23 protein-coding genes and 1 pseudogene are annotated in these 22522 nt (G+C 63.7%); 11 read left to right on the forward strand and 13 right to left on the reverse strand.

What is annotated here, in order from left to right; all coding sequences use genetic code 11:
• Positions 1–7: 7 nt before the first annotated feature.
• The 4 genes from K0M74_RS08145 to K0M74_RS08160 form a co-directional block, all read right to left on the reverse strand.
• The gene (locus K0M74_RS08145) at positions 8–1057 is read right to left on the reverse strand and encodes an aspartyl/asparaginyl beta-hydroxylase domain-containing protein (protein ID WP_293970308.1); all 1050 of its coding nucleotides are present in this window, start codon (positions 1055–1057) and stop codon (positions 8–10) included.
• 87 nt (positions 1058–1144) lie between these two features.
• The gene (locus tag K0M74_RS08150; protein WP_293970311.1) at positions 1145–3454 is read right to left on the reverse strand and encodes an ATP-dependent helicase; all 2310 of its coding nucleotides are present in this window, start codon (positions 3452–3454) and stop codon (positions 1145–1147) included.
• A gap of 54 nt (positions 3455–3508) precedes the next feature.
• Positions 3509–4051: a 16S rRNA (guanine(966)-N(2))-methyltransferase RsmD gene (rsmD, locus tag K0M74_RS08155; protein ID WP_293970314.1), complete on the reverse strand. Its 543-nt coding sequence runs from the start codon at positions 4049–4051 to the stop codon at positions 3509–3511.
• Positions 4052–4055: 4 nt separating this feature from the next.
• Positions 4056–4919, reverse strand: a complete 864-nt coding sequence (locus K0M74_RS08160) for a pseudouridine synthase (protein ID WP_293970317.1) — start codon at positions 4917–4919, stop codon at positions 4056–4058.
• Between the two features lie 154 nt (positions 4920–5073).
• Between K0M74_RS08160 and K0M74_RS08165 the strand changes: the two genes are divergently transcribed.
• Together K0M74_RS08165 and K0M74_RS08170 are read left to right on the forward strand one after the other, a co-directional pair.
• Positions 5074–5511, forward strand: coding sequence for a response regulator (locus K0M74_RS08165; protein ID WP_293970320.1), 438 nt, complete (start codon positions 5074–5076; stop codon positions 5509–5511).
• A gap of 101 nt (positions 5512–5612) precedes the next feature.
• Entirely contained in the window at positions 5613–7169 is a 1557-nt protein-coding gene (locus K0M74_RS08170; RefSeq protein ID WP_293970323.1) for an MFS transporter, read from the forward strand.
• Here K0M74_RS08170 and K0M74_RS08175 read toward each other — a convergent pair.
• From K0M74_RS08175 to K0M74_RS08195, 5 genes are all read right to left on the reverse strand, one after another.
• The gene (locus tag K0M74_RS08175) at positions 7166–8506 is read right to left on the reverse strand and encodes a folylpolyglutamate synthase/dihydrofolate synthase family protein (RefSeq protein WP_293970327.1); all 1341 of its coding nucleotides are present in this window, start codon (positions 8504–8506) and stop codon (positions 7166–7168) included. The two genes, K0M74_RS08170 and K0M74_RS08175, sit on opposite strands and share 4 nt — an antisense overlap.
• A gap of 142 nt (positions 8507–8648) precedes the next feature.
• Positions 8649–9500: an acetyl-CoA carboxylase, carboxyltransferase subunit beta gene (accD, locus tag K0M74_RS08180; RefSeq protein ID WP_293970330.1), complete on the reverse strand. Its 852-nt coding sequence runs from the start codon at positions 9498–9500 to the stop codon at positions 8649–8651.
• Positions 9497–10288: a tryptophan synthase subunit alpha gene (gene trpA / locus K0M74_RS08185; protein WP_293970333.1), complete on the reverse strand. Its 792-nt coding sequence runs from the start codon at positions 10286–10288 to the stop codon at positions 9497–9499. Before trpA ends, accD begins: the two co-directional genes overlap by 4 nt.
• Positions 10285–11517: a tryptophan synthase subunit beta gene (gene trpB, locus K0M74_RS08190; RefSeq protein ID WP_293970336.1), complete on the reverse strand. Its 1233-nt coding sequence runs from the start codon at positions 11515–11517 to the stop codon at positions 10285–10287. Before trpB ends, trpA begins: the two co-directional genes overlap by 4 nt.
• Positions 11514–12143 (reverse strand): phosphoribosylanthranilate isomerase, encoded by a 630-nt coding sequence (locus K0M74_RS08195; RefSeq protein WP_293970339.1) that lies wholly within the window; start codon positions 12141–12143, stop codon positions 11514–11516. The genes trpB and K0M74_RS08195 overlap by 4 nt, the downstream gene beginning before the upstream one ends.
• Positions 12144–12184: 41 nt before the next feature.
• Here K0M74_RS08195 and K0M74_RS08200 point away from each other — a divergent pair, with 41 nt between their 5' ends.
• Entirely contained in the window at positions 12185–12652 is a 468-nt protein-coding gene (locus tag K0M74_RS08200; RefSeq protein ID WP_293970342.1) for a hypothetical protein, read from the forward strand.
• On the opposite strand, the gene pyrF is transcribed toward K0M74_RS08200, so the two are convergent.
• The 3 genes from pyrF to purB form a co-directional block, all read right to left on the reverse strand.
• Positions 12649–13323 (reverse strand): orotidine-5'-phosphate decarboxylase, encoded by a 675-nt coding sequence (pyrF, locus tag K0M74_RS08205; protein WP_293970345.1) that lies wholly within the window; start codon positions 13321–13323, stop codon positions 12649–12651. The two genes, K0M74_RS08200 and pyrF, sit on opposite strands and share 4 nt — an antisense overlap.
• Positions 13320–13667 (reverse strand): LapA family protein, encoded by a 348-nt coding sequence (locus K0M74_RS08210; RefSeq protein ID WP_293970348.1) that lies wholly within the window; start codon positions 13665–13667, stop codon positions 13320–13322. The genes pyrF and K0M74_RS08210 overlap by 4 nt, the downstream gene beginning before the upstream one ends.
• Positions 13668–13732: 65 nt before the next feature.
• Positions 13733–15049: an adenylosuccinate lyase gene (purB, locus tag K0M74_RS08215; RefSeq protein ID WP_293970350.1), complete on the reverse strand. Its 1317-nt coding sequence runs from the start codon at positions 15047–15049 to the stop codon at positions 13733–13735.
• A 202-nt stretch (positions 15050–15251) separates the two neighbouring features.
• Between purB and K0M74_RS08220 the strand changes: the two genes are divergently transcribed.
• Entirely contained in the window at positions 15252–15560 is a 309-nt protein-coding gene (locus tag K0M74_RS08220) for a hypothetical protein (RefSeq protein WP_293970353.1), read from the forward strand.
• A gap of 41 nt (positions 15561–15601) precedes the next feature.
• Entirely contained in the window at positions 15602–16078 is a 477-nt protein-coding gene (locus K0M74_RS08225) for a calcium-binding protein (protein ID WP_293970356.1), read from the forward strand.
• A gap of 61 nt (positions 16079–16139) precedes the next feature.
• Here K0M74_RS08225 and radC read toward each other — a convergent pair.
• Positions 16140–16878, reverse strand: a pseudogene (radC, locus tag K0M74_RS08230) (DNA repair protein RadC).
• A 159-nt stretch (positions 16879–17037) separates the two neighbouring features.
• Between radC and K0M74_RS08235 the strand changes: the two are divergent.
• The 6 genes from K0M74_RS08235 (at position 17038) to K0M74_RS08260 (ending at position 22488) form a co-directional block, all read left to right on the forward strand.
• Positions 17038–20205, forward strand: a complete 3168-nt coding sequence (locus K0M74_RS08235) for a YdbH domain-containing protein (RefSeq protein WP_293970359.1) — start codon at positions 17038–17040, stop codon at positions 20203–20205.
• Positions 20202–20417, forward strand: coding sequence for a YnbE family lipoprotein (locus K0M74_RS08240; RefSeq protein WP_293970362.1), 216 nt, complete (start codon positions 20202–20204; stop codon positions 20415–20417). The genes K0M74_RS08235 and K0M74_RS08240 overlap by 4 nt, the downstream gene beginning before the upstream one ends.
• 14 nt (positions 20418–20431) lie before the next feature.
• Complete coding sequence (locus K0M74_RS08245; RefSeq protein WP_293970365.1) at positions 20432–20836, forward strand: YdbL family protein; 405 nt, start codon at positions 20432–20434, stop codon at positions 20834–20836.
• 208 nt (positions 20837–21044) lie between these two features.
• Positions 21045–21365: an AtpZ/AtpI family protein gene (locus tag K0M74_RS08250; protein ID WP_293970368.1), complete on the forward strand. Its 321-nt coding sequence runs from the start codon at positions 21045–21047 to the stop codon at positions 21363–21365.
• Between the two features lie 67 nt (positions 21366–21432).
• Positions 21433–22218, forward strand: coding sequence for a F0F1 ATP synthase subunit A (locus tag K0M74_RS08255; protein ID WP_293970371.1), 786 nt, complete (start codon positions 21433–21435; stop codon positions 22216–22218).
• A gap of 42 nt (positions 22219–22260) precedes the next feature.
• Positions 22261–22488: a F0F1 ATP synthase subunit C gene (locus tag K0M74_RS08260; RefSeq protein WP_003044110.1), complete on the forward strand. Its 228-nt coding sequence runs from the start codon at positions 22261–22263 to the stop codon at positions 22486–22488.
• The last annotated feature ends 34 nt before the right edge of the window (positions 22489–22522 follow it).

Below are 22522 nucleotides of genomic sequence, written 5' to 3' on the forward strand. Positions count from 1 at the left end.
CCTTGGTCTATTGTTCCGAATAGCTATCGATCGCCGAGAAAATGCGGGTCAGCTGTTCGCGTTCATCGGCGTCGAGGTCGGGACGCCATATTTCGAACAGCAAGATCGCGCGGTCGCTCGTGCCGCGGTTCCAGGCTTCATGTTCGATACTGTCGTCGAAGATCAGCAATTCGCCCTCGACCCAGCTTCGCGTTTCCGCCCCGACGCGCAGCCCGCAGCCGTCCGGCACCACCAGCGGCAAATGGCAGACCAAGCGTGTGTTGAGCATGCCGTGGTGCGGCTGGATATGGGTGCCGGGGGTCAGCCGCGAAAAAAGGGCGAGTGGCGCGCGGCCCGGAATGATGGGCTGCGGCGCGCGACTGAGGGCAGCGAGAGTGGTGGGGCAAAGCAAGTCCATGCCTTCGGCGATCTGGCCGTCTTTCCAAAGCCAGGCAGCGCCCCAGTCGGGTTTATCTAGCAGCGGATTATTGGGTGGCGGACGATTCGGTGCCGCGGTGACATAGGGACCGAAGCGGTCTGGTGCGGTGTCGTTCAAGGCCAGCAGTTCGGCGCGAATGGCGTCGGTGGCCGCTTCAATTGCGGCTACCCAGTCAAACATCTCGCGATCAAAGAATGGGCGCTGAACGAGACCGGGAAAATAGAACATACTGGGTTGTTGCAGAAAGACTTGTTGCTCACCCGCGAGCAGGCGCAATGCTTCGGCAACCCGCGGCGTGGCCGTGCGCGCGTCGATGCCCGCGCTGCGGAGCTGGCCGAGCAGATGATCGGCAAAGGCGCGCTCCGACGCCATGAGAAATTGTTCTGCGCGTCTAAGGCCGGGGTGAAGTGACACCGGGACGTTGCCCGACTGGGTCGCGGTACCCAGCGCGAGGCGATAAAAGGACGCGGCTGCGCGATTATCGTGCAGGCGCCGCTGGAGTTCGGCCATAGCAAGCATGGCGGCGATATTTGCACGATCGGACTGGATCGCGGCGGACAGCGCCGCTGTCTCGGCGGCAACATCGCCGTGGCGTTCGGCGTCGCGGGCCTGGTCCAGCCATGTTAGTTGCTGCGTCATTGTCTATGCCATAACGCAGCAATCAACCTTTGCAAACGGCGCCATGTGCGGCTTCGACTCGCCGGTAGGATCACCCGCTGATATCGCTCAAGCTAGATCGACGAAGCTATCCAGAACACGCTTGGTGCCGGCTTGTTCGAAGTCAACCTCCAGCTTGTTCCCGTCGATGTCGGCGATTTCGCCATATCCGAATTTTTCGTGGAAGATGCGCATGCCGATCGCGAGATCGGCGCGCGGCTTGGCGCCGACCGACGCCGCCGGACCTTTCTCGCTGGGGGCAGGGGCGCGGGTGATCGTCGATTGCGCGGTGGCGCGCTGCCACGCGGGCCCGCGCGTCATGATCCGCGACGGCTGGCGTTCTGTAACATGCGCGAACGGATCGCCCTGCGCCGACCAGTTGGCGCGCCACAGGCTTTCTCCGCCGCCGAAGCTGTTCTCGCTGTCGACATGCTCGGGCGGGATTTCGGCGATGAAGCGGCTGGGGATGCTGCTCATCCACTGGCCATAGATGCGGCGGTTGGCGGCGTGATAGATGCTGGCACGCTGGCGCGCTCGGGTGATCGCAACATAGGCTAGACGGCGCTCTTCCTCGAGACTGGCAGTGCCGCCCTCGTCCATCGAGCGCTGCGACGGGAATACGCCATCCTCCCACCCGGCGAGGAAGACATGGTCGAACTCGAGCCCTTTGGCCGCGTGGATCGTCATGATGGTGACGGTTTCGGTCTCATCATTCTGGTCGCGGTCCATGACCAAGCTGGCATGCTCGAGAAAGGCTTCGAGTGAGTCATACTCCTCCATCGCGCGGACGAGTTCGGAGAGGTTGTCGAGCCGCCCTGCGGCTTCGACGCTGCGGTCGGCTTGCAACATCGCGGTGTATCCCGATTCGTCGAGGATCAGCTGGGTCAGTTCGGGGTGCGAAAGATTGCCCGCCTTTTCCTGCCAGCCGCGCATCAGCGCGACGAAATTGGCGAGCTGGCGACGGGCTTGCGGCGTGAGCTCATCGGTTTCGGTGATGCGCGCCGCGGACCGGAGCAGCGGTGTCTGTTCGATCCGCGCAAACTGGTGGATGCGCGCGAGCGCCTTATCGCCGAGCCCGCGTTTGGGCGTGTTGATGATGCGCTCGAACGCGAGATCGTCGGCGGGTGATTGGACAAGGCGCAGGTAGGCGAGGGCGTCGCGGATTTCGGCGCGTTCGTAGAAGCGGTAGCCGCCGACGATGCGGTACGGCATGCCGATCGCGATGAAGCGATCTTCGAACTCGCGTGTCTGGAACTGCGCGCGGACGAGGATCGCGGCGCGGTCGAGGCTAACCTTGCGAATCTGGAGCGTTTCGAGTTCTTCGCCGATCCGACGTGCCTCCTCTGGCCCGTCCCACACACCGACCACGCGAAGCTTGTCGCCGGGTTCGAGATCAGTCCATAGCGTCTTGCCCAGGCGACCGCTGTTCTGCGCGATCAGCGCAGAGGCGGCAGCCAGGATCTGCGGGGTCGAGCGGTAATTTTGTTCGAGGCGGATCACGGTCGCGCCAGGGAAATCCTTTTCGAAGCGCAGGATGTTCGCAACCTCGGCGCCGCGCCAGCTGTAGATCGACTGATCGTCATCGCCGACGCAGCAGATATTTTTGCGCTGCTGCGCGAGCAATCGGAGCCAGAGATATTGGCTGGCGTTGGTATCCTGATATTCGTCGACAAGGATATATTTGAAGCGCTCCTGATATTGCTCGAGGACGTCGCGGTGGTTCTTGAGGATCACCAGCATGTGGAGCAGCAGGTCGCCGAAATCGCACGCATTGAGCGTCTTCAGCCGCGCCTGATAGAGCGCGTAGAAATGCTGGCCTTTGCCGTCGGCGTAGGATTCCTTGTCGGCGGCATCGAGGTCGGCGGGGACGAGGCCGCGGTTTTTCCATTTGTCGATCAGCCCCGCCAGCTGGCGCGCGGGCCAGCGCTTTTCGTCGAGCCCGTCGGCCTGGATCAGCTGTTTCAGAACGCGGAGCTGGTCGTCGGTGTCGAGGATGGTGAAATTGCTTTGCAGACCGACCAGTTCGGCATGGCGGCGCAGCATCTTGGCGGCGATGCTGTGAAAGGTCCCGAGCCACGCCATGCCCTCGACCGCATCACCCATCATTCGCCCGATACGTTCGCGCATTTCGCGCGCCGCCTTGTTGGTAAAGGTGACCGCGAGGATTTCGGACGGCCAGGCGCGCCTGGTGGCAATAATGTGTCCCAGCCGCGCGGTGAGCGCCGCGGTCTTGCCGGTCCCGGCACCCGCAAGCATCAGCACCGGCCCTTCGGTCGTCAACACCGCTTGCCGCTGCGGCCCGTTCAATCCTTGCAGATAGGGCGGGTCCGACGGATCGGGCGGGGGCAGGTCGGCCAGCGAGGCGGGGGGCAGGGTCACGCGCGAACGATTAGGGAACAGCGGCGGCGCTGTCCAGCTTGGCGCTGTGGGTTGTTACGCGAGACGCAGCAACGTCAGCCGCGCCTTGCCGACCTTCCGATCGGCATCGATCGCGAAGCCCGCCACTTCGACGGTTTCGCTATGCCCGGTTTCAACCGAAACCCAGCTGTCGGGGCCGATCCAGCCGAGGCGGTGCAGCTTGTCGAGCGCAACGCTGGCGGCGCCGGTGCCATAAGGCGGGTCGAGCATCAGCAGGTCATAGGCGCGCGGCGCCGGGCCAAGGCCGAGCGCCGATCCGGAGCGGACATCGGCGCGCGCGGTCGCACCCAGACTGGACAGATTGCCGCGCAGCACGTCGAGCGCGTCGCGGTCCTGTTCGGCGAACAGGCAGGAGGCAGCGCCGCGCGACAAGGCTTCGATGCCGAGCGCGCCCGATCCCGCGAACAGGTCGGCGACGACCAGCCCCTCGAAACTGCCAAGGCGGCTCGTCAGCATTGAGAACAAAGTCTCGCGGGTACGATCCGCGGTCGGGCGCGTCGCGTCGCCCTTGGGCGCCAGCAGCTTGCGGCCGCGCCATTCGCCTGAAATCACGCGCATCGGATCAGCCCATATGCCGGCGGAATTTGAACAATTCGTCGCGCGGAACGACATCAACCGCGCCCATGGGCAATCCGTCGAGCTCGAATGCGCCGTAATGCGTGCGAATCAGGCGGCTGACCTGGAGCCCGAAATGTTCGAGCACCTTGCGGACTTCGCGGTTCTTACCCTCGGTCAACGTCATTTCGACCCATTGGTTGCGCCCGGTGCGTCGCTCGAGGTTGGCGTCGATCTTGCCATAGGTGACGCCGTCGATGGTGATTCCCATCGCGAGTTCTTCCAACTGTTCCTGGCTGATGTCGCCAAAGGCGCGCGCGCGATAGGTGCGCTCGACTCCGCTGGCGGGCAGTTCAAGTTGACGCTTGAATTCGCCATCGTTGGTCAGCAGCAGCAAGCCCTCGGTATTGTAGTCGAGGCGGCCGACGGGCATCAGCCTCGGCAGATCCTTGGGCAACACGTCATAGATCGTCTTTCGCCCCTTGGGATCGCGCGCCGCGGTGATGCAGCCGGAAGGTTTGTGGAAGCGGTAGAGGCGCGTCGAGACGGGCTTGGCGACCGGATTGCCATCGACGGTCAGTCCTTCAAGCGAGGTCAGCATCGGCGCGGGCTGGACGACAACGACGCCGTTGAGCGCGATGCGTCCTTCCTCGACCATGCGTTCGACATCGCGGCGCGATCCGACACCGGCGCGCGCGAGCAGCTTGGCGATGCGCTGGGGTCCGTCCTCGTTGCGATCGGCGTCGGCGGGCTCAGCTTTGTGCGCCGAGGCGGCACCGCGCGCGGCACGGCGGCCTTTCGGAGCGTCGCGGTCGCCGATGGACTTGGGCGCGGAGCGCGAGGCGGCGCGGGGAGGTCGGCGGGTGGTCATGGGAACTGGTACGGCTTTCTTGTCGTTATGCGGACAGTAGTGTTGCCCTGTGGCCACGCTCATAGCCGGAAACGTATCTCTTCGTCGATGGGAAGCGGAAGCAATCTTGCACGACGGCGTCGATCGCGTCATGGCGCGTTCAAAGGGAGACAATATGCTCTTCGCGTCCCGCCCGTCCTGCATCAAGCGGCTGCTGATCATCGAGGATGATCCGCTGATCGCGTTCGATAACGAGCGGACGCTGAAACATAGCGGGTACGAGATTGTCGCGACGGTCGATTCGGGCGAGGCGGCGGTTCCGATCATCGCCGATGAGCAGATCGACGCGGTGGTGCTGGATCTGGGACTCGCCGGGCATATGACGGGTCGCGAAGTCGCCCGATTGGCGCGCGATCGCGGCATTGCGGTGCTGCTGGTCACGGGTCGGTGTCCAGAGGACGCTGCCGACATCGCGGTCGCATGTCTGGCCAAGCCGCACGGCGCATCGGCGCTGGTTGCGGCGCTACGTGCAGTCGAAACGATGACCTGCAAAAACAAGGTACCGCGCAAGGTCAGCGGGCTGTTGACCTATTGGCGGCCCGAAGCCGCTTGAGCGCGGCCAACCGATAAATCGACGCTTCCAATTTGCCCGCGACGCTTTAGGCCAATCGGTCAGCGTGGCATCCCGGAAAGAGGATGCGGGGGAGCCTGTGCATGTCGATTGATCTGATCCGGTTTTTGATTTTTGTCGCAGTCCTGGTCGGGCTGATGATCGTTGCCCTGTCGGTCCCGGCCTTTCGTCCCTATCTGCGTAAGAACCCGATGGTGACATTCCTGCTCGGCATTTCGAGCGGCTTTCCATTGACGTTGCTGATCGCGACGATGACCTTTTGGCTAGCGAAGGTCGGGATCGATACTGCGACGATCGGATTCGCGGTTGCGCTCGGCATTCCCTACACGCTTAAATTCCTGTGGGCACCACTGGTCGATAAATTGCCGATTCCGTTTCTGACGAGCCGGTTCGGGCAAAGGCGCGGGTGGCTATTCTTTATCCAGGCGCTGCTGTTCCTCGCGATCTGGCAGTTGGGCTCCAGCAATCCGCAACCCGGCGATATCGGCCAGTTCGCGATCTGGGCGCTGATCACCGCATTTCTTTCCGCCACTCAGGACATCGTCATCGACGCTTATCGCATCGAAATTCTTGAGGACGACGAGTTTGCGCATGGCATCGCGACCAATCAGTTCGGCTATCGCACCGGCAATCTTATCGCGGGCGCTGGAACGATTTATATTGCGTCGAACGAAGGGCTGGGGCTGGGCTGGGCGACCGCTTATGGGCTGACGGCATTCTGCATCGTGCCGGCAATCATCGGCGCGCTGTGGGCGGGCCCGGGCAAGTTCGTAGATCGGTTCGCGCAGGCGTCGGGCATGAAAGCGGGCCAATGGCTGACCGAGGCCGTGGTCAACCCGTTCCGCGAATTTTTGAGCCGCCACGGGGCTTTCCTGATCCTGGGCTTTGTGCTCTTGTACAAGGTCGGCGATGCAATGGGGCAGGCGATGCTAGGGCCGATGATCGTCGATCTGGGCTTTGCCGATCTCGATTATATTTCCGCCAACAAGCTGTGGGGCTTTGGCGCTCTGATCGTCGGATCGGCGCTCGGCGCGCCGTTCCTGCTATGGCTTGGTATGGGGCGCGCGCTGGTGATTTCCGGCTTTATGATGATGTTCTCGAACGTCATGTTCATGATCCTGGCCGCGACCGGCGACAATTACTGGATGATGGTCGCGGCGATCGTGACCGAAAATGTGACGAGCGGCATCGGACTGACGGTGTTCGCGACCTATTTGTCGGGGCTGTCGAACATTGCCTACACTGCCACGCAATTTGCGCTTTTATCATCGTTCGCTGGTGTCGGCCGCACCTTCATGGCGGGACCGGCGGGCATTGTTGCGGAAAATTTTGGCTGGATCTTTTTCTGGGGCTTCACCGTCGTCGCGGCGATCCCGGGCATGCTGCTGCTGTGGCTGCTGTGGAGCAAGGGCTATGTCGTCGAAGGCGTGCGGCAGGCCGAGGTGGTCGATGATCAGCGGTTGCGGCAGCCGGTGGGGGCGATGCGGATCACTGGATTCATTCTGATCGTCGCGGGTCTGGTCGGGGTGCTGTTGTCGCAGCAGCTTGAGCTTGCGAGCTATGTGATGGCGTCGTCGCTGGTCGGACTGGCGGTGGGCATCGTTCTGGCATGGACCGGCAAGCCGGCGCGAGCGGTTTAGTCGGGCAGTTCTTTGTTGCGGAGCAAGACGTCGCCAGCAAGATAGAGCGAGCCGCAGATCAGCACGTCGGCTGATGTCCGATGGTCGCGGATGCAGGCGAGCGCTGCAGCAACGTTGTCGCACGGCTGGACCGAAGCGATACCTAATTCGCTCTGTATGCGGTGACACAGGTCTTTGGGGTCATGATGCTCATGACCGGGTATTGGTACCGACTGAAACGACGCAATTTTGGCGGCGAAGGGGCGGAGGAAACCCATCGCATCCTTATTGCTCAGCAACCCGCAGATGACGTGCAACGGCGGTTGATCGGCCAGCGCCATTGCCAGCGCCGCTCCCGCATCCGGGTTATGTCCGCCGTCGAGCCAGATGTTCGTGCCAGCGGGCCGCAACGCGGTCAGTGGACCGTCGCCGAGTCGCTGCATCCTGCCCGGCCAGAAAGCTGTAGCGATGCCCTTAGCAATATCATCTTCGATTGACTGCGATCGGGGAGCGCTGCGCAGCATGGCGATGGCGAGACCGGCATTTCGCATCTGATGCGCGCCCACCATGCGCGAACGCAAGGTCAGCGCGATCGAACCGCGCGTGGATTGCCAGCGGAAGCCGTCGGCTTCGGGTACGACAACCCAAGCATCACCCTCCGAAAATAGCTTCCCACCGACCGCGGCAGCCCGGTCTTGGACCAGCTTCATCACATGATCGGGATAAGCGAGCGTGGCGAGCGCAGCACCCGGTTTGAAGATACCGGTCTTTTCCCATGCAATGCGTTCGATGGCCTCGGCTGGCACGCCTTCCTCGGGAGCCAGCAGGAAGGCCTCATGGTCGATGCCGAGCGACGCGATACCGCAGACCGTGGGGGCGGGGATGATGTTGGTGGCGTCGAGGCGGCCGCCGAGGCCAACCTCGATGATGCAGTCGTCGGCGGGGATGCGCGCGAAGGCGAGGAAGGCGGCGGCGGTGGTGACTTCGAAGAAGCTGGCTTGGAGGTCGGCGGCGACGTCGAGCACTTCCTCGAGCAGCGCCGCAAGCAGCGCGTCGTCGATCAGCGTCCCGGCAAGGCGGATGCGTTCGTTGAAGCGGACGAGGTGCGGGCTGGTGTAGCTGTGGACGCGGCGGCCCTGTGCTTCGAGGATGGCGCGGAGGTACGCACAGGTCGAGCCTTTGCCGTTGGTCCCCGCGACGTGAAAGGTGCGCGAGAGCTGTGTTTGCGGGTTGCCGAGGCGGGCGCAAAGTTCGGCGATGCGTTCGAGGCCGAGGATATCGCGGCCCGGCGAAAGGGCGGTGAGGCGGTCGAGCTGGGTTTGGACCGCGGGGTCGGTGGAGTGGGCGTGGTCGGGCATGGTGGGTGCCTTGATCGTTAAGGGCGCTCGGCTTTTCCGTCTTCGTCATGCCGGACTTGATCCCGCATCCATATGCACGGCCGTGGCTTGGACCCCGGATCAAGTCCGGGGTGACAAAGTAAATAGGTCTCCTTGGCGTCCCTTACGCCGCCTTCTCCGGCGCCAGATAGCCGATCAACCGCCCCAGCGTCTCGGGCAACTCTTTCCGATGCACCACCATATCAATCATCCCGTGATCGAGTAAATATTCGGCGCGCTGGAAGCCTTCGGGCAGCTTTTCGCGGATCGTGTTCTCGATCACGCGCTGTCCGGCAAAGCCGATCAGCGCCTTGGGTTCGCTGATCTGAACATCGCCGAGCATCGCATAGCTGGCGGTGACCCCGCCGGTCGTCGGATCAGTGAGCAGCACGATATAGGGCAGCCCGGCGCGGCGCAGGCGGGCCAAGGCCACGGTCGCGCGCGGCATCTGCATCAGCGACAGCGTGCCTTCCTGCATCCGCGCGCCGCCCGCGGCGGTGATCGCGATATACGGGCAACCGCGCTTGATCGCCTGTTCGACCCCGGCGACGAAGGCTTCGCCGACGGCGACGCCCATCGAGCCGCCCATGAAGGCGAAATCCTGGACGCCGACGACGGCGGGCTGGCCAGCGATACGACCCAAGGCATTCTGATAGGCATCGCGATCGCCGGTCTGCGCACGCGCTGCCTTGATGCGGTCGACATATTTCTTGGTATCGCGGAATTTCAGCGGGTCTTCGGGCGCGGCGGGGGCGGGGAGAAGCTCATGCTGACCATCGTCGAATAGCTGCGCAAAACGCTCCGTCGCGCCGATGCGGTCATGATGGTCGCAGCGCGGGCAGACGTTGAGATTGTCCTCCCATTCCTTGACGAACACCATCTGCTGGCACTGGCGGCATTTGTGCCACAGATTGTCGGCGGTATCGCGCTTGGCCGTGAAGGGCAGGGCGTTGCGGACGCGGTCGAGCCAGCTCATGCGGCGATCTCCTTTGCGCCGTGGATAGCAGCGGCAAGGCTGCGGGTGAAGGTTTCGATGTGGCGGGGTGCGTCGGCACCATGCTGCGCCACGAGTTCGACCAGCGCCGAGCCGACGACAACGCCATCGGCAACGCGTGCGATATTCGCAGCCTGCTCGGGGGTGCGGACGCCGAAGCCGACCGCGATCGGCAGGTCGGTCTGCGTGCGCAGGCGCGCGACGGCTTCTTCAATGCTCGCCTGTGCCGCCTGTTGCAGCCCGGTGATCCCGGCGACCGACACGTAATAGAGAAAACCCCCGGCGCCATCGAGCACGGCGGGCAAACGCGCGGCGTCGGTGGTCGGGGTTGCAAGGCGGATCTGGTCGACCCCGGCCGCGCGCAGCGCAGGCCCGAGGCTGTCGTCTTCCTCGAAGGGTATGTCGACGCAGATGATACCGTCGACCCCGGCTTTCGCGCATTCGGCAGCGAACCAGTCGGCCCCGCGCCGGGTCATCGGGTTGGCATAGCCCATCAGCACCAGCGGGATGTCGGCGTGCCGAGCGCGAAATCCCTTGGCGATGGCGAGGATGTCGGCGGTCGTCGTTCCGGCGGCAAAACTGCGCAGGTTCGCGGCCTGGATCGCAGGGCCATCGGCCATCGGATCGGTGAAGGGCATGCCGAGTTCGATGACATCGGCGCCCCCCGCGACGAGCGCGTCGAGGATGGCGGCGGTGTCGCCGTCACCCGCAGTGACGAAGGTGACGAGCGCGGCGTGGGACTTGGCAAAGGCGGCGGCGAAGCGGGTCATATCTGCGTCCCCAGCGCCTCGGCGACGGTAAAGATGTCCTTGTCACCGCGGCCGCACAGATTGACGATGATGATCGCATCGCGGTCCATTTCGGGCGCGACCTGGGTCACGGCCGCAATTGCGTGCGACGGTTCAAGCGCGGGGATGATACCCTCGGTGCGGCAGAGCAGCTGGAAGGCGTCGAGCGCTTCCTTGTCGGTCGCGCTGGTATATTCGACGCGGCCGATGTCGCGCAGCCACGCATGTTCGGGGCCGATGCCGGGGTAATCGAGCCCGGCGCTGATCGAATGCGCTTCGTCGATCTGCCCGTCTTCGTCCTGCAGCAGATAGGTGCGGTTGCCATGGAGAATGCCGGGGGCGCCACCCGCAAGGCTGGCGGCATGTTCCTTATCGAGCCCATGTCCTGCCGCTTCGACGCCGAGCATCCGAACCGACGGGTCGTCCAGGAACGGGTGGAACAGCCCGATCGCATTCGATCCGCCGCCGATCGCGGCGACGAGCAGGTCAGGCAGGCGGCCCGTACGTTCGAGCAATTGCGCGCGCGCTTCCTTGCCGATCACGCTCTGGAAATCGCGGACGAGTTCGGGATAGGGGTGCGGTCCGGCGGCGGTACCGATGATGTAGAAGGTGTCGTGGACATTGGCGACCCAGTCGCGCAGCGCCTCGTTCATCGCATCCTTCAGCGTCCGCGCACCACTTTCGACCCCGATCACTTCGGCGCCGAGCAGTTTCATGCGGAACACGTTGGGCTGCTGCCGCTCCATGTCGCGCGCGCCCATATAGATGACGCAGGGCAGGCCGAAGCGGGCACAGACGGTCGCGGTGGCGACGCCGTGTTGACCGGCGCCGGTCTCGGCGATGATCCGCGTCTTACCCATGCGACGAGCGAGCAGGATCTGGCCGATGCAATTGTTGATCTTGTGCGCGCCGGTGTGGTTGAGCTCGTCGCGCTTGAACCAGATTTGCGCGCCCTTGCCGTCGGGCGCGTCCTTGCGCAGTTCCTCGGTCAGCCGTTCGGCATAATAGAGTGGGCTGGGGCGTCCGACATAGTGGGTGAGCAGATCGTCGAATTCCGCAGCGAAGGCGTTGTCTTTCTGCGCGGCGCGATATTCGCGTTCGAGATCGAGAACTAGCGGCAACAGCGTTTCGGCGACGAAGCGCCCGCCGAAAATCCCGAAATGGCCGCGCTCGTCGGGCTGGCTGCGAAAGCTGTTGGGGTGGGTGCTCATGACCGCGCCGCTTTAAGGAAAGCGGCGATCTTGTCCACATCCTTCACGCCTGGGGCGCTTTCGACCCCCGATGATACATCAACCAGAGGCGCGCCGGTGGCGGCGATCGCTTCGGCCACATTGGCTGGGGTGAGGCCGCCCGCGACACCCCAATCCATCGTGTGACGATGATTTTTGAGCAGCGACCAGTCGAAGCGCGTCCCCGTCCCGCCCGGGAGCGCGGCTGCGGGCGCGTCGAAAAGGATGCGGTCGGCGGCGCCCTGATATTTCTGAATCCGCTCCAGCGTTCCGGCATCCTTCAGGCCGACGGCCTTCCAGACCTGCGCGGGCGCAATCCGCTTGACCACGGCGAGCCATTCGGGGCTTTCGTTGCCGTGAAACTGGATGATGTCGGGGCGCACCGCCGCCAGCGCCTCGCCGGTCAGTTGCTGCGACGCGTTGACGAGCAACAGCGCGACCTGAACGTGGCGCCCGGCGCGTTTGCGCAGCTCAGCGGCGGTCTTCAGATCGATGTGGCGCGGGCTCGGCTCGTAGTGGACGAGGCCGATGTGCGTGGCGCCATGCTCGATGGCAGCGTCGACCGTTTCGGGCGTCGAGAGGCCACAGATTTTGACGAGTAAGGACATGGGCGCTCTTTGCTCGCCAATCAGCGCCGAGGCAACCCGCATTGGCAGCGACGAAACTTGTGGTAGGATCAATATCCAAGGGGAAGAATGCCATGCACCGAATGTTTGTCGCTTTTTTGGTCGTATGCTTGGCGGCGTGCAATCCGGCCAACGCAACCGCCGAGCTTGCTGCATCCGAAAAGGCGATCGGTGCGTTTCACGCCGATGCGAATGCTGGTAACTTCGAGGACATTTATTTCGGATCGGGCGACGAAATGCAGAATTCTGCCGACATCGCCGATTTCGAAGAGTTTCTGGGAGTTGTGCAGAAAAAACTCGGCAAGGCTGGTAAATCCACCCAGGAAGGGTGGCGGATCAATTATGTGAATGGCATGAGCATGACCGTCCTGAACATGAAGACGATCTATGAAAAGGGCGAAGCGATGGAAACATTCACTTTCAAATCATCGCCCAAAGGTCCGGTACTGGTGGGCTATAACATCCAGTCAAACGCGCTCATCATGAACTAAAGCGTCGCTTCGATTTCGCGAGCCGCAAGGTCGGGATCGGGCGACTGGCTGATCGGGCGACCTACCACCAGGATGGACGCACCATCGGCCATTGCCTGCGCCGGAGTGACGACGCGTTTCTGATCTCCCACGCTGCCGTTCGACGGGCGTACACCCGGGACAACGAAAAAACCTCCCGGCCACGCCTTGCGCGCCGCTTTCACTTCCTGACCCGAGCAAACGATGCCGTCGAGCCCGGATTCGCGCGCGAGCGAGGCGAGGCGGACGACCTGATCGTGCGGGGTGCCGCCGACGCCGATGTCTTCAAGGTCGGGGGCGTCCAGGCTGGTCAGCACGGTCACCGCAACTACCTTGGTATTCAGCCCCGCCACGGCTTTCGCCTCCTCGAGCATCGCGCGGCCGCCCGCGGCGTGGACAGTCAGGATCGCGGGTTCGAGCGGTCGCAGCGCCTGGATCGCCTTGGCGACGGTGTTGGGGATGTCGTGAAGCTTGAGGTCGAGGAAGATCGGCAACCCAAGCTTGGCCATTTCATGCACGCCATGATGACCATTGGCGCAGAAGAATTCGAGGCCGAGCTTCAGTCCGCCAACATGATGCCGCACCTTTTGCGCCAGCGTGACCGCTGCGTCGAGGTGGGGGTGGTCAATGGCGAGATACAGCGGCGAGCTCATGGAATATCCAGTGGCAGGGTGGGGGAGGCTGTCCCGGGAGCAGGCGCAGTGGCGGGTGTCGCCACCGGTGCGGGCTCGACGGGACGGTTGGCGAGCGCGCGCATGTCGGCGAGCTGGCGTTCGCTGGCGTCGAGGCGGCGTTTGAGCGACCAGCGCGTCGTGCGCAGCGCAATCCACATCGGCACGCTGCCGATCAGAAAGGATGCCAGGATGAGCACTGGCAATTTGGTGTCGAGCACCTGACCCGGCCAGATGGTGACGGTGACCGCAAGCCAGTTCGCCATCGCGAAAATGACCAGAACGGCGGTCAGAAAGACCCAGATGATCGTCCGCAGAATTCCCACTATCTCATGCTCCTCTGTCGGTCGATCACGACCCTATGCCAGATTGGCGCGGCTTTCCAGTCCGGCTATGCCGCGCCGAAGACGCGATCGAAGATCGTGTCGACATGCTTCATATGATAGCCGAGGTCGAAAAGTTCCGTCAGCTGTGCATCGGACAGCCGCGCGGTAACGTCGGCATCGGCTTTCAGCAGTTCGAGCAGCGACAATTGGCCGTCGCTTTTCCACACCCGCATCGCGTTGCGCTGGACCAGCAAATAGCTGTGCTCGCGGCTCGCGCCGGCCTGCGTCAGTGCCAGCAGCACGCGCTGCGAATGGACGAGGCCGCCCATGCGGTCGAGGTTCTTCTGCATCCGATCAGGATAGATCAGCAGCTTGTCGATCACCCCGGTCAGGCGGCCGAGCGCGAAGTCGAGGGTGATCGTCGCGTCGGGGCCGATGAAGCGTTCGACCGACGAATGGCTGATATCGCGTTCGTGCCATAGCGCGACATTCTCGAGCGCGGGGACGACCGCGCTGCGGACCATGCGCGCGAGGCCGGTGAGATTTTCGGTCAGGATCGGGTTGCGCTTGTGCGGCATCGCCGACGAACCCTTTTGCCCCGGCGAGAAATATTCCTCGGCTTCGAGCACTTCGGTGCGCTGGAGATGGCGGACTTCGGTCGCGAGGCGTTCGATCGATCCCGCGACGACGCCGAGGGTGGCAAAGAACATCGCATGGCGATCGCGCGGGATGACCTGCGTCGATACGGGTTCGATCGACAGGCCGAGCTTCGCGGCGACATGCGCTTCGACGCGCGGGTCGATGTTGGCGAATGTGCCAACCGCGCCCGAGATCGCACAGGTGGCCACTTCGGCGCGCGCGGCGATCAGGCGCGCCTTGCAGCGATCGAATTCGGCATAGGCCTGCGCCAGTTTGAGCCCGAAGGTGACGGGCTCGGCGTGGATGCCGTGGCTGCGACCGATCGTCGGGGTCAGCTTATGTTCGAAGGCGCGGCGCTTGATCGCGGCGAGCAGTGCGTCGACGTCGGCGATCAACAGGTCTGCGGCCTGCGCGAGCTGTACGGCGAGGCAGGTGTCGAGCACGTCCGAGCTGGTCATTCCCTGATGCATGAAACGCGCTTCTTCGCCGACATTTTCCGACACCCAGGTCAGAAAGGCGATGACGTCATGCTTGGTAACCGCCTCGATCGCGTCGATCGCGGCGACGTCGATGACGGGTTTGGTCGCCCACCAATCCCACAGCGCTTTGGCAGCGGATTTCGGCACGGTTCCGAGGTCGGCGAGGGCGTCGGTGGCGTGCGCTTCGATCTCGAACCAGATGCGAAAGCGATTCTCGGCCGACCAGATCGCGGTCATTTCCGGCCTGGCGTAACGCGGAACCATTGAATTTCCTTCCTTAACGGGCGCTCTGTCGCGGAATCGCAGCCGAACCGTGATGGGGCGCCCCGTAGCAGGGACAAGGCGTTTCGCCAAACGGCGCGGCACCGCAACCTTGGCGGAATTTGGTGGGTTGCTTTCATACCCCACTAACAAGGCGACGGGTCGCAATCACCCGCAAAGTCGCCGCGAAAGGAGAAATTCTGTGTTGAAACAATTGCTCTTGATCGGCGCGGCAGCCGTGAGCTTCCCGGTGCTGGCGCAGACGACCGCGCCGACGGACGCGGAGCCGGCGCCGACCAGTCAGGCGCCGCCAGCTCCCACCGATACCATGGCACCGGCGCCGGATGAAAAGCCCGCCGACGATGCCAGGCCCACGGACGACACGGCCCCGACCGAGGACACCAAGCCGACCGACACACCCCCGGCAGCTGAGCCGAACCCGCCAGCTGACCAGCCTGCCCTTGAGCCCGAGCCGACTGAGCCCGAGCCGACCCCCGAACCGGACCCCGAATAACACCGCAATGGAATAACGCCCCCAACGAATGATTTAGGAGAATGACTATGTTGAAACAGATGCTTTTGATCGGTGTCGCCGCCGTGAGTTTCCCCGCCTTGGCGCAGACGACCGCCCCAGCCGCCGACCCGATGGCGCCGCCGACGGCGAGTGAGCCGGCCCCGGCGCCGGATACGACGGTGCCAACCAATCCGGCTCCCGCTCCGAACCCCGACGCGTCTGCGCCGCCGGCAACCGCCCAGTCGGCACCTTCGAGCGCAGCGGCAACGCCGACCCAGATCGCGCAGATCGTCGATACGGAATTTCCGACCTATGACGCCGACGCCGACGGCGATCTGAATGAGGCCGAGTTCTCAGCCTGGATGAAAAAGCTGCGCGCCGCGACCGAACCGGGCGTTGATCCTGAATCGGCCGACGTGAAGACTTGGATCGGTCAGGCGTTCGCCGCCGCCGATGTCGATAAATCGGGTGCGGTTAACAAGACCGAACTGACCGGCTTTCTTTCGCGCGGCGCCTAATCAGCCACGCGCGGGGTAGTGCAGCCGTCGGAGCGATCCGGCGGCTGCATCCGGTTGCGTTCTATAAACGGCCCATCGCGCGGAAGCTGCGAAATTCCGACCCGCCGATCCCGATATGCTCATGCAATACGATCCCCAGCCGCGCTCCTACATCCGCAATCTCGCGCGTAATCGCGATACCCTGGAGGCTGGGTTCGGGGCTGCCGCTGCGGTGGTTGTGGACGAGGATATGGCCGATGCACCCCAGCTAAAGCGCGCGCTTTATCAATTCGCGAACATAGATCGCCGACTGGTCGATCGATCCCTCGTTCGCCAGTTCGTCGCGGATCAGCATGTTGCGCGAATTGCGATACAGGACGCGGACGCGATCGATGTCGAGCGGCCTCATGTCGGCGCGTAGCCAGTCGGGGAGGGCGTCCCGGTTCGACAGTAAAGACTTGTCGCGAAACTCGCCTTGAGCATTCGCAGGCTGGCGGCCTGGACGATTTTCAACGCCGCAATGCCGTGTCGCCCAATCCATCGACGCGGCGGAGCGATTCGGGATCGGCGCTGACGAGTTGTGCCAGCGAGCCGAACTCGCGCAGCAGCGCCTTGGCCCGTGGCTTGGTGTGGCAGCGTGGGATCGCCAGCGCGAGCAGATATTCGACCAGTTCATAATGGGCCATGCCGTTGGCATCGCCGCTGAGCAGGCGCACGTGAAGGCGCGCGAGGTGGCCCGCACGGTCGGGGGGAGGAGCAGCGTGTCGGCATCGGCCATCGCTGTCCGAATAACCGCCTTGTGAGGCACACTCAACGGGCATAGGACACAGATGATGGCGATCCGGACCAATTTGTTGCAGCGAAACGGGATTTCCGGCGTTGCTCTGATGAAAACCGGCGGGTCGAGGGACGAATTAACGCCATGACGTCATCTGCCGCCCTGCGATCTTGCGATAATTCCGGCATCTCGCGACCCCGTTGTGACTGAAGCCGAGAATACACCGCGGCGCAAATGGCGTCACCGGACGGTGCTGTTCAAAAAGCGCTGGATGACCGCGGGCGCGGTCATCGTGGTCATTGCAGGAGTGTGGGTGGCGCGCGAGCCGATTGCCGACCGGTTTATCAGCGACGAACTCGGCAGCCGCGGCGTACCGGCGCAATATCAGATCGATTCGATAGGATTCCGCAGCGAGCGGCTGTCGGATGTGGTGATCGGCGATCCCAAAAACCCCGATCTGACCGCGAAGAGGGTCGAGGTGCTGCTGGGCTATGGCTGGTCCGGCCCCTACGTCACCGAAATCCGCGCCGAGGGCGTCCGGCTCTACGGCCGCTTCATCAATGATCGCCTGTCGTTCGGGGCGCTCGACAAGTTTCGCGATCCGACCAGCACCGATCCTTTCGCCTTGCCTGATCTGACCGTGGTGTTGCGTGATGCGCTGGCGCGCGTTGAAACGCCGTGGGGCAATGTTGGCGCTGCGCTAAGCGGGGGCGGCAATTTGCGCCGCGATTTCACCGGCAAGCTTGCGCTGGTCGCACCCGGCGTCACCGCAGCCGGGTGCAGCGGGCGCGATGTCAGTTTCTACGGCACCTTGCTTGTGCGCGATGTTCGTCCGCAGCTCGTCGGCCCCTTGCGCGGACGCAGCATTTCGTGTGCCGATGGCGAAGTGACCGCAGCTTCGCCGCAGATCGCGCTGGATCTGTCGCTGACGGAGGATTTGCAAAGCTGGAAGGGCGAGGCTGACGCCAGCGTTGCGTCGCTCGTCGCGGGGACAGTCCGGGCCGACCGCTTGGGCTTGCTGGCCAAGTTTGAGGGCACGGCAGCCGCGACAAGAATCGACGTGGACGCCGATACGGCGCGGGTCCGCGGGGCCGACTTTGCAGCCGGGACGGTGAGCATTGATGCCCGCGGCGTGGTCGGCAGCGCCGCGCCGAAGCTCGACGGCCAGATCAGATTTGCGCGAGCCAGCGGCAGCGCGGCGATGCGGCGCGCGCTGATGACCAGCGTCGGCAGTCTTGCCGAAACCCCGCTCGGGCCGCTGGCGACCAAAGCCAGCGTAGCGCTCAGCCGCATGTTGGCCGATGTTGGCGGCAGCGCCAATTTCACGTTGGGCGGCGAAGCGGACTTGGCGCGCATCGATCTGATCGCGCCTCAACTGGCGAGCGCGAGCGGGGCGCGCTTTACCGGTAGCCCGGACAGCCGCATCAGCTATGTTTACGGAGCCGCGGAGCCCGCCGTTCTCGCCGCCGGCCGATGGAGTTTTGGCGGCGGCGACTTGCCTGGGGGCTCGCTCAGCCTCGATCGCCGCGGCGACGGGTCTATAACGGGAATTGCCAACCTCGATCCGTATCAGGCGAGCGGCGCAAGGCTCGCGCTGGCGCCGGTGCGCTTTTCGGGCGACCGCACCGGCCTGCTGCGCGTTGCGACGCGCGCCGAGTTGTCGGGGCCGTTGGCCGGTGGGCGAATCGAGCGGTTGAACATCCCGCTGAACGGCTTCGTCGCGCCGACTGGCGCGCTGGCGCTCGACGGCGGATGCAGCCGAGTGAGCGCGGGCCGCATCACCGTTTCTGGTTTCCAGCTTAGCCAAAGCGCGATCGACCTGTGCAGCCGCCCCGGCGCACCGCTGCTCAGCGCCGGACCGGGCGGGCTGCGCGGCTATATTCGCATCCCCGGCATCAATCTGCGCGGCACCAACGGTCGGTCGCCGTTCGCGGTGACGAGTGGCCCGGCGAATTTCGACCTGACCGCAATGCGCTGGTCGCTGGCGCTCGCCGCTTTTCGGCTGGGCGAGGGCGAGAGCCTCACCCGCTTCAGCGCCCAGACCATCGCCGGACGCGCCACCGCGCAGGGCATGGTCGGCGAGCTGGTGGGCGCCAACGGCAAGATCGGCGCGGTGCCGCTCAATATGAGCGAGATCGCTGGCGTCTGGCGCTTGGCCGACGGTGCGCTGAGGCTCAACGGTGGCCTGCAGCTGACAGACGCGGCACCTGAGGCGCGCTTTGCCCCGCTGGTCAGTAGCGACGCGACGCTGCGCTTTGCCGATGGGGTGATCGACGCCAAGGCGGGTTTCAGCGAACGGCAGACCGGCACAAAGATCCTCGACACGATCATTCGTCACCGGATGGCGGATGGCAGCGGTTCGGCGGACTTGCTGGTCAAGGAACTGCGGTTCGACGAGCGGTTCCAGCCCGACCAGCTGACCAGCCTCGCGCTCGGCGTCGTCGCCAATGTCGAGGGATCGGTTGTCGGCGACGGGCGCATCGATTGGGCCGCCGACGGGGTGACGAGCCGCGGCACCTTTGCTACCGCCGACGCCAGCCTGGCCGCAGCGTTCGGCCCGGTGAGCGGACTGACCTCGACCCTGACCTTTGACGACTTGATCGGGCTGCGGTCGGCGCCGGGCCAGATCGCGAAGATCAAGGAAATCAATCCCGGCATCCCGGTGCTCGACGGCGAGATCGAATATCAGCTGCTCGGCGACAATCGAGTGCGGGTCGAGGGCGGCAGCTGGCCCTTTGCCGGGGGACAATTGCTGCTCCACCCGACGACGCTCGATTTCGGCGCCGAGCAGACGCGGCGGCTGTCGTTCGACATCGTCGGGGTCGATGCGGCGGTGTTCCTGCAAAGCTTCGGCTTTGACAATATCAACGCGACCGGCAAGTTCGACGGGACATTGCCGGTCGAATTCAGCGGCCTCGGCGGGCGCATCGTCGAGGGGCGCATCGATTCGCGCGAGGGCGGCGGGACGCTCGCCTATGTCGGCGAATTGTCGAACCGCAATCTGGGCGTGATCGCCAATTTTGCCTTTGGCGCGCTGCGCAGCTTGAAATATGACGATCTGACGATCATTTTGAACGGGGATCTCGACGGCGAAATGGTGACCGACATTCGCTTTGGCGGTGTAGGGCAGGGCGAGGGCGCGACGCGCAATTTCCTGACCAACGCCGTCGCGAGAATCCCGCTGGTCTTTAACGTTAAAATTACGGCGCCGTTCCGCCAGTTGCTGACCTCGGCGAAGGGATTTTACGATCCTTCGCTGCTGATCGAACAAAATCTGCCCGCGCTGATGCGCGCCCAGGAAGAAGCCGAAGCGGCCGAAAAGGCCAGCTCCGCTCCCGTTCAGCCTCCAGAAAGCGAGCCCATGCGATGAACACACCTAAGACAGGAGCAAGGAGGCGGACCATAGCCGGTCACGGTCTGGCGGTTCTGATCGGTGCGACAGCCCTGAGCGGCTGCGTGCAGATCGAAACGCCCGACAAGCCGATCGAAATCAACCTGAACATCAACATTCGTCAGGAAGTGGTGTACAGGCTGGATGGTGACGCCAAAAAGCTCATCGAGCAGAATAGCGAAATATTCTGATGACAGGGAATGACATGATGCGTGTGAAGATGTGGAAACCGACCGGTCTGGCGCTTGCTGCGATTGCGGCAACGGCCGCTGTGGCGCTAGCAGTGCCCTCGGCGATGGCGCAGCGCGATCCTGCCTATGCTGCGGCGCGCGCCGCGGGCCAGATAGGTGAGCAGCCCGACGGCTATTTGGGCTTTGCCAGCACCCCGACCCCGGCGATCCGGGCGTTGGTGCAGGATCTGAATATAAAGCGCAAAGCCGCCTATACCGAGCGCGCGCAGGCGACCGGCAGCACCGTCGAGCAATTCGCATTTACCAGCGGGTGCAACTTGATCGCCAACACCAAGCCGGGCGAGAAATATCAGGCGCCCGACGGCCGCTGGCTGACCCGCGACGGCAGCCCGCCGGTGCGGAGCGCCAGCTGTCCGTAACACCTCCAACTTCCAAGGGCGCCCGCGGGCGCCATATGCCGCCGCGCCCCTAAACGCGGCGGCATTTTTGTGCATGGCAGCACAAGCATTGACTTAATCGGGCGTCATTCCTAAACGGACCGCGCCTTAGGGGTCCCCCGAATTTTCGGGCCTTTTTTCGCAGGCGGAATCGGGGCTTTCCGGTTCTGTTTCAGGAGGATGGCACAAAATGACGGGGAACGGCAGCGATCCGGAACTTGGCTCAGAGGATTCGCGCCTGGTCTCGCTCAACAAGCGATTGGACCGGGCCGAAGCCGCAGAGGCAAAACGGACCGCGGTGAATGCCGGACCGGAATCCGATGCCAATTACCGGCTCGGCAACCGCGTTCTGGCTGAACTGTTGGGTGGATTGATCGGCGGCGCCTTGTTCGGCTGGCTGATCGACCGCTTCGCGGGAACGTCACCCTGGGGTTTGTTGGTGATGTTGTTCATGGGCATAATCGTGGCCTTTCGGAACATCATTCGCCTGTCCAAGACGCCACCCAAATAGCGGGTAGCGCAAGATATTTTCAGCGAGACGGCGCAATCGCCGCCTCGCCAGACGCGTGGAGTGAAGAGTGGCGGCGGAATCCGGCAAGATCGACCCGATGCACCAGTTCGAGGTGACCCCGCTTGGTGGTGGGTTCAACCTGGGCGGGCACGATATCCTGTTCACCAACAGTGCGCTGTGGATGGTCGTCGCGGCGATCGCGCTCGGCCTGTTCATGTGGGGTGGCATGCGCCGCCAGCTGGTACCGGGCCGTTGGCAGGCCGCGGTCGAAGGCTTCACCGGCTTTATCTCGAACATGATGATGGCGAATATCGGCACTGAAGGCCGTAAATATACGCCTTACGTCTTCTCGCTGTTCATGTTCATTCTGTTCTGCAACCTGCTTGGCATGTTGCCGCTGGGCGTGCTGGGGCTCCACCCCTTCACCGTGACCAGCCACATCGCGATCACCGGCGTTCTAGCGCTGATCAGCTTCGCGATCGTCCTTGTCGTCGGCTTCTGGCGCCATGGCCTGCACTTCTTCTCGCTGTTCGTACCGCACGGCACGCCGCTGCCGATGATCCCGATCATCGCGCCGATCGAGTTCGTGTCGTTCATGGTTCGTCCGTTCAGCCTCGGCCTGCGCCTCTTCGTTGCGATGACCGCGGGCCACGTGCTGCTGAAAGTGCTGTCAGGCTTCGTGATCAACGGCTTCAACGCCGAAACGCTCTGGCTCGGGTCGATCGTGTCGGTGCTTAGTTTCATCCTGATGATCGGGATCAGCGCGCTCGAGCTGCTGGTCGCCGGCATTCAGGCATATGTTTTCGCCCTGTTGACTTCGCTGTACATCAACGACGCGGTCAACCTTCACTAAGTTACGTTTAATTTCAAACGATTATACCAAGGAGTAATGATAATGGACGCAGAAGCAGCAAAGCTGATCGGTGCCGGTCTGGCCGCTATCGGTGCCGGCATGGCCGCCATCGGCGTGGGCAACGTGTTCGGTAGCTTCCTCGAAAGCGCGCTGCGCAACCCGGCAGCCGCCGACGGCCAGCAGGGTCGCCTGTTCATCGGCTTCGCCGCTGCCGAACTTCTCGGCCTGCTGGCGTTCGTCGTTGCGATGATCCTGCTCTTCGTCGTCTGATTTGGCGACGATATGCGAGGCCGGTCCCGACGGG

Source organism: Sphingopyxis sp. (genome assembly GCF_019459305.1).
In the GTDB taxonomy this organism is placed as follows: Bacteria; Pseudomonadota; Alphaproteobacteria; order Sphingomonadales; family Sphingomonadaceae; genus Sphingopyxis.

Excerpts from the sequence above, each read along its gene's own strand:
- K0M74_RS08145 (WP_293970308.1), bottom strand. The coding sequence starts at position 1,057 with ATGACGCAGCAACTAACATGGCTGGACCAGGCCCGCGACGCCGAACGC.
- rsmD (WP_293970314.1), bottom strand. The coding sequence starts at position 4,051 with ATGCGCGTGATTTCAGGCGAATGGCGCGGCCGCAAGCTGCTGGCGCCC.
- K0M74_RS08160 (WP_293970317.1), bottom strand. The coding sequence starts at position 4,919 with ATGACCACCCGCCGACCTCCCCGCGCCGCCTCGCGCTCCGCGCCCAAG.
- K0M74_RS08165 (WP_293970320.1), top strand. The coding sequence starts at position 5,074 with ATGCTCTTCGCGTCCCGCCCGTCCTGCATCAAGCGGCTGCTGATCATC.
- K0M74_RS08170 (WP_293970323.1), top strand. The coding sequence starts at position 5,613 with ATGTCGATTGATCTGATCCGGTTTTTGATTTTTGTCGCAGTCCTGGTC.
- K0M74_RS08175 (WP_293970327.1), bottom strand. The coding sequence starts at position 8,506 with ATGCCCGACCACGCCCACTCCACCGACCCCGCGGTCCAAACCCAGCTC.
- accD (WP_293970330.1), bottom strand. The coding sequence starts at position 9,500 with ATGAGCTGGCTCGACCGCGTCCGCAACGCCCTGCCCTTCACGGCCAAG.
- trpA (WP_293970333.1), bottom strand. The coding sequence starts at position 10,288 with ATGACCCGCTTCGCCGCCGCCTTTGCCAAGTCCCACGCCGCGCTCGTC.
- trpB (WP_293970336.1), bottom strand. The coding sequence starts at position 11,517 with ATGAGCACCCACCCCAACAGCTTTCGCAGCCAGCCCGACGAGCGCGGC.
- K0M74_RS08195 (WP_293970339.1), bottom strand. The coding sequence starts at position 12,143 with ATGTCCTTACTCGTCAAAATCTGTGGCCTCTCGACGCCCGAAACGGTC.
- pyrF (WP_293970345.1), bottom strand. The coding sequence starts at position 13,323 with ATGAGCTCGCCGCTGTATCTCGCCATTGACCACCCCCACCTCGACGCA.
- purB (WP_293970350.1), bottom strand. The coding sequence starts at position 15,049 with ATGGTTCCGCGTTACGCCAGGCCGGAAATGACCGCGATCTGGTCGGCC.
- K0M74_RS08225 (WP_293970356.1), top strand. The coding sequence starts at position 15,602 with ATGACTATGTTGAAACAGATGCTTTTGATCGGTGTCGCCGCCGTGAGT.
- K0M74_RS08240 (WP_293970362.1), top strand. The coding sequence starts at position 20,202 with ATGAACACACCTAAGACAGGAGCAAGGAGGCGGACCATAGCCGGTCAC.
- K0M74_RS08245 (WP_293970365.1), top strand. The coding sequence starts at position 20,432 with ATGATGCGTGTGAAGATGTGGAAACCGACCGGTCTGGCGCTTGCTGCG.
- K0M74_RS08250 (WP_293970368.1), top strand. The coding sequence starts at position 21,045 with ATGACGGGGAACGGCAGCGATCCGGAACTTGGCTCAGAGGATTCGCGC.
- K0M74_RS08260 (WP_003044110.1), top strand. The coding sequence starts at position 22,261 with ATGGACGCAGAAGCAGCAAAGCTGATCGGTGCCGGTCTGGCCGCTATC.